This is a genomic window from Arcticibacterium sp. (assembly GCF_055134445.1).
The window spans coordinates 23,909-29,952 of the sequence record NZ_JBSRVI010000021.1; the positions used below are offsets into that span (position 1 = coordinate 23,909).

Annotated in this window: 6 protein-coding genes; 1 reads left to right on the plus strand and 5 read right to left on the minus strand. The window is 36.5% G+C overall.

Annotated features, from left to right (window positions below; translation table 11 throughout):
• Positions 1-480: 480 nt before the first annotated feature.
• The 4 genes from ACTBZY_RS02950 to ACTBZY_RS02965 all read right to left on the minus strand — a co-directional run bounded on the left by ACTBZY_RS02950 (position 481) and on the right by ACTBZY_RS02965 (position 4,645).
• On the minus strand, positions 481-1,626 hold the full coding sequence (locus ACTBZY_RS02950) for a lactonase family protein (protein ID WP_463044837.1): 1,146 nt from the start codon (positions 1,624-1,626) through the stop codon (positions 481-483).
• Between the two features lie 107 nt (positions 1,627-1,733).
• A complete protein-coding gene (locus ACTBZY_RS02955; RefSeq protein WP_463044838.1) occupies positions 1,734-2,381 on the minus strand; it encodes a DMP19 family protein in 648 nt (215 codons plus the stop codon).
• Between the two features lie 623 nt (positions 2,382-3,004).
• Entirely contained in the window at positions 3,005-3,547 is a 543-nt protein-coding gene (locus ACTBZY_RS02960; protein ID WP_463044839.1) for a hypothetical protein, read from the minus strand.
• A 255-nt stretch (positions 3,548-3,802) separates the two neighbouring features.
• Complete coding sequence (locus tag ACTBZY_RS02965) at positions 3,803-4,645, minus strand: alpha/beta fold hydrolase (protein ID WP_463044840.1); 843 nt, start codon at positions 4,643-4,645, stop codon at positions 3,803-3,805.
• A 554-nt stretch (positions 4,646-5,199) separates the two neighbouring features.
• Here ACTBZY_RS02965 and ACTBZY_RS02970 point away from each other — a divergent pair.
• Entirely contained in the window at positions 5,200-5,418 is a 219-nt protein-coding gene (locus tag ACTBZY_RS02970) for a group II intron maturase-specific domain-containing protein (RefSeq protein ID WP_463044841.1), read from the plus strand.
• Between the two features lie 161 nt (positions 5,419-5,579).
• On the opposite strand, the gene ACTBZY_RS02975 is transcribed toward ACTBZY_RS02970, so the two are convergent.
• On the minus strand, positions 5,580-6,044 hold a 465-nt coding region (locus ACTBZY_RS02975; RefSeq protein WP_463044842.1), incomplete at its 5' end, for a hypothetical protein.

Genomic DNA, 6,044 nt, shown 5'->3' on the forward strand with positions numbered 1-6,044 from the left:
TAGAAATTACTTGGTATCGCCAAAAGCGTTTATTTTTCGGTACACTTAAATTTATTGTTTTAGAAAGAAGGGTCTCTATGGATAGCTATTGGGATGCTTATTGTCTGGACTTCTTCAAGTTCTCGTTTGAACTATTGCTCCTCAAAACCATCGAAATTCAACATGAAAACAAGAAACTTGTGCTAAGCTAAAAAAGGATAATTAAAAGGGACTCATTTTCTAAAATGGAGAAGTGTGAGCTTGTCTTGGAAATGTCATTTGATGTCAAGCAGGAGACTAAAAAAAAGAACCATCAAACTTGAAATTTAAGGTAACGTGGTTACGAAACTATGTTGGGGTATTACCTTCGATTACAGCCAGAAACTTTAAGAAGGCCGCAATGGATTGCCCCAATGGAATTGCCGCAATGGAATTGTGGAGTGACTAAGCTGGCGTACCAGAGGCGTACTCTATCAGTTTCAACTGGTAGAACCGTCTACTTTAATAGTTGCCGTATTTTCTCATTTGTAAACATGAAGGGCTGGGCACTTTTATTTCATTTTCAGTTTTAATCAATAAACCCGTTTTTAAGTCTCTTTTAAATACCACAATATTGTTAGTCAGTAGATTTGCTACTAAAAGAAATCTACCAGAGGGGTCAATTGTGAAATTTCTCGGGTGATCTCCATACGTTTGTTGATGCCCAATTAATTTAAGTTGTCCTTTGTTTTGGTCGATAGAGAAAATAGATATTGTATTTTCTTCATCCCATCGATTTGAAGCATATAAAAAAAGTCCATCAGGAGAAATATGAATATCCGAACTTCCATAAGAATCTTGAATTTTAGAATAGGAAAATATTCTTTGTATAGAATCAAGAATTCCGTTGTCATAAGAATATGCTGAAATCATTCCGCTAAGTTCTTCAATGCAATATGCAAATTTGCCATTAGGGTGAAAAGTAAAGTGTCTTGGTCCGCTTCCTAAAACTGAATTTACTAAATTCTTGTGAACAGGAATGAGTGGTTTTGAATTGGTGGAGTCAAATTTGAAGGCTCGTATTTTGTCGGAACCAAGGTCGGGTAAAAATATAAAATCGTTTTCTGGTGAAAAAACTGTAGCGTGAATATGAGCTTTATCCTGTCGTGTTTTGTTGATGCTACTGTCAGCAAATTGGATGATTTGGGAATACGGATTTAAACTGCCGTCTTCATTGGCCGTAAAAACAGAGACATTCCCTTCTGTATAATTTCCATTTACGATATACTTGTTGTTCTTGGAAACCGTCAAGTATACAGGATTTTCACCACCACTCGGCTGTTTATTGATAAGTGATATTTTTCCGTTTATGCTATCTATTTTGAAAGCTGTGACACTTCCATCATTGGGTAATTTCGTGTCGGTGCAAGCATACAAGAAATGTCCATTTGGCGAAACTGTCAAGAACGAGGGATTGGTAATGTTTTCTGCATTACTACTTAGTTTTAACTGTCCCGATTTTGAATTGAACTCGTAAACGTAAATACCAAGGTCTGGTTTCCCTTCAGTATAAGTGCCAACAAACAAGAATGTCTTTGAGTTGTCTTGTCCATATGTTGTAAATAATAAGTAAGTAAAGCAAAAGGTCAATAATATTTTATAGGTCATTCATTTGTCTGTTTAATATGGAAGCTAACGCGAAGCTTTGCGATCGGACCTGCCGATAGGCTGGCTGGGGTGGTCATCGCTTGTTAGCGGTTCGGGCTTCTTTTCTTTCATTTATCAGTAAAATCACTTTTGTTTTTTCTTATGTAGTCAACCTGAATTTGTTGCAAGTTTTCAGTTTGATAGAGTTCGTAAAATTCCGTATCCAAATCGTTTAACGGGTTGTCTTCGTACGACTTGCTAAATCCTTCTATTGTTCCGTCTTGATGCTTTGTGATTTCTTCGTTTTCCTGTTCAAATATTTTATTCGCTCGATCGGTCAAGTCGGAAAATTTACTTGCTCCAACAAGTCTTAATGCTTCTGGTAAATGTTTGTAAAACCGTCCGCTCGAATTAAAGTAGAATTGGTTGTAACCACCATTATTAACTTCAGCTTCCAAAAGCCAAATCATATAGACTGCTTGTCTCGATTTATTCCAAGTCATAACTATCTTATACTCCTTTTCATAATCTTCTGATTGTTTTTTAGATAGATTATCAAAAACAAGTTGCAGCAAATCATCGTCAGAAGTTGAGTCAATTATTTGTGGAGTCAATTCTTTGTAAATAAGTCTGTTCTTAAATGCTTCAATTGATTGAGCAATCTGTTCGTCCATTTCACTAGACTGTTTGTCATCATTATTTTTGGTCTGTTTCGAACAGCCAAATAAATTTAAAATTGTTGATATAATTCCCATTATTATTAATGTTCTTACCATTGGTGTCGTCTTTTTTCCTGACCGCTAACATTAGCGGATATCCACCTTCTTATTGGCTAGAGGTGTGTTTTTCTTTCTTATATATTCGTTTGTACGTGTTTGTTTTCGGGTAATCGTATCCGTCCAATAAGTGAAATTGGAGAAATTACTTGGTACTGCCAAAAGCGTATATTTTTCGGTAATTAGGAGTGCTTGAATTTGTTGTTTTAAAAAGAAGAATCTCTTCTGCTAGCTATGGTTTTGGCAAGCTAAAAAAGTGGTAGTTGAAAGAGGGGGCTTTTTAATATGGAGAAGAATGTGAGCTTGTAGGCGTGCTCGGCTACTCAAAGCTTGTGATAGCTATAGGAATTAAAGACAACCATCAGGCTTGAAAAACTAAGGTTACGTGGATTTGAAAGTATGTTGGATTATTATCATCGCATAGAACCAGAGATTCAGAACGGGGACACCAATTCCGCCGTATAAACACGGGCACGCTAGCCCCGTACGTTGGCCACAATGGAATTGCCACAATGGAATTACCCCAATGGAATTGTGGTGTGAACGGGTTGGCGTACCAGAGCCCCAGCCTATCATGTTTTATTGATGGGTCGGGCTACTCAATTATATTCAGTGTTTGATTTTCACTCTTCCCAGTATGTTTCTTTTAATCTTTTAATTTCTCCTTTGGAGCCGATTTTAATAAGATACAAATATCCTTGTGAGTAGCCTGGCTCTTCAAGTATATTGACTGCATCTAACGAAATAAAACTATCCTTTTTTGAATACCAAAAAGTAACCTGAAGGTCTGCATTTGTTCTATTCCTTTCTTCAAATGCACAGTTCGTTCTATATTTCTTAGAGTTTTTAGTCGTTTCGTATTGAACTTGAGGATAAGTTTCATTAATTGAAAGATTCTCCTTCTTAGCTCTAAGTTCTGCAACCTCCATCTCAAAGAAACTAGGATTGCCAGAATGAACAAGTGTGTCGTAATAGATTCTAACAGTTTCGGATTCAATACCAAAATAAGATTTTAATTTGTCGTCATTCTGTAACCTATCAACCAATTGGCTGGTAATTTGGCAAAATTCTATTTTATCTATTTCCTCAATCTGAATTTTGCTCGTTTTGCATCCACCCAAGGCAAGTAGTGTCAATAGTGCCATGAGGTAGTTGGTCTTCCGCATTCTAATTATTCTTTTATTGAATATAACGATTGGGCTTTAAGTAGTGCGACTTATTAGCTGTGCCGCTCGCATACCTTGTAGCCAAATCTTTGATTTGGTTTCTTTTATTTTCTTCTATAAATGTGCCAATTCAAAGATTTGGCGGTCTTTTGCAAATAAGCAAGAAGCTATAGATTTAGGACTTATTAGCTTTTTTATATTAATTTTGTTAAGCACTGTTTTTTTTATTAACGGCCAATAAATATCAAAATATTGTCAATGCTCTTTGCTCCAATCACCGTCTAGAAATTCCGATGTCTTTCTGATAAAATCAGTTCCATTCGCATCACCAATATGAGGCATATGCCAACCGTTTGGTACAATCCAAAGATGAGCATTCGGAATGCTCTTATATATTTCCCAAGCTTGTGAAACAGGCACAAAATCATTGTCACCATGAATTACGAGTGTTCTAGCTGTGATAGTGTTAAGTTGGGCGTTAGTGATGGAAGGATCACCGTAGAGTTCTTGAAAATGATAAAACTGACGAGCAATTAACCTTCCTTTGATTTCGCCATGTTGTTTTTCAAGTTCATTGAATTCATAATAAGCTTCAGGCATTGCGTTATTTTTTATAAACTCACGAACTTGTGCACTGAAGTAGATTTGTGCACTTATCGGAACAATGGCTTCAAACATATTTGGCTCTTTGAATGCAGCATATAGCATGGTTATACCTCCTGAACTATGTCCAATAGCCTTTACTTTTTTTAGATTAAGTTGTTCTACGAATGCAACCAAATCTTTTGCGGCTGTGCTGTGAAGAAAAGTTTTGCTCGTGTCGGGATTTGTTGATCTACCATGTCCTCTCATGTCCCAAGCAATTACATGATACCTTTTTGAAAATTCAGTTATATAGGGTTTCCAGTCCTCTAGTGTTCTACCAAATCCATGCAGTAGAATCAATGGCTCACCCTGCCCATATTCTTCAAAGTATATTTTTGCACCATTAACATCAATAAATTTACCGTTTGATGCGGCAGGCTCTTGTGCTCTAACTATAGCGTGAGATAGAAATGTTACACAAATTAAAAAAGTGAAGAGATGTCCTAGTTTCATATATGTTTTGACTTATTAGGTAAATAAACATTTCTTTCAATGACGGTGAGCTTCTTCCAAGATTGTGCACAACGATAGCGTATCTGAACAAAAGGTGTAGATACTATATTTATATATTCATTTGTAAGTGTTTGTTTTCGCATAGTTGTATCCGTTCAATAAGTGAAATTGAAGAAATTACTTGGTACAACCAAAAGCGTTTATTTTTCGGTGCACTTAAATTTATTGTTTAAGAAAGAAGGGTATCTCTGGTTGGCTATCGGGATGCTTAGTGTCTGGACTTCTTCAAGTTCTCGTTTGAACTATTGCTCTCCAAAACGATCGAAATTCAACATGAAAGCAAGAAACTTGTTCTAAGCTAAAAAAGGATAATTAAAAGGGACACATTTTCTAAAATGGAGAAGTGTGAGCTTGTCTTGGAAATGTCATTAGATGTCAAGCCGGAGGCTTTTAAACAGCTAAGCTGCTAGCTTAGGATATCGAGATCCAACAATTTGATTGCAAAATGAGCCAGAAGTCTAAGAAAGGAATAGTTGGTTCAAGATTTGGCATTAATGCAAATCAGAGGTTGGATTAATTACTATGGAAAAGTGAGCAAAAAGAGTTTAACTCCAGTATTCTACCATCTTCACCACCGAATCATCAAATGGATATTGAACAAGTATAAAGGGTTCAAAGGGAGTAAAATCAAGGCCGTAAATTGGCTGAGAAGAATAATTGTCTCCTTCCCGTATTTGTTCTCTACCATTGGCAGCTGGGATACAAGTTTGTAAGAACTTAAATCCAAGATCGTACAACAAGAGCCGTATGAATCGAGGGGTTCATGACTACGCGTCTCGGACTACGCGTCGCTGACTACGCGTCTCGGAACTGTTTGTGAGAGGTTAGGGGTGAAACTCCCCTTATCTACTCGACTGTAGCACGTTTTTTTTATTTATAATAGTTTTCCAATTCGCTGAATATCGTCTTTCATAGTCGTCTCAGAGCTTTGTTCAATTGAATAGCCTTCAGCTATAATTTCAAAGCAGGTGTCGCGAAAGAAGAAGATGAAATGCTCATATTTTGAAAATTGTTCGTCTTTATGATATGGATGGACAGAATTCATCTTTATCAATTCTTTTATCCATTCCGATTCAGTCACTTTTTGTATTGAGTAAGGTTGAAGTCCGAATTCGTATAATGGATGTCCATTAATCGATTCGTCATTTGGATTTCCGAATTTGAATTGTACAAATCGGTCAAACTTGACGGTCACAATTCCTTCATCATTTTCTGTTCGCATATGAACCGTAGAACCGTCCCAATCTGGGTCAACGTTACTCACATAGAAAATCAAATAAATATGATGTTCATTTGACAAAATTGTCGGCATTGGTGCTCCAACGTCAATGTCAAAACC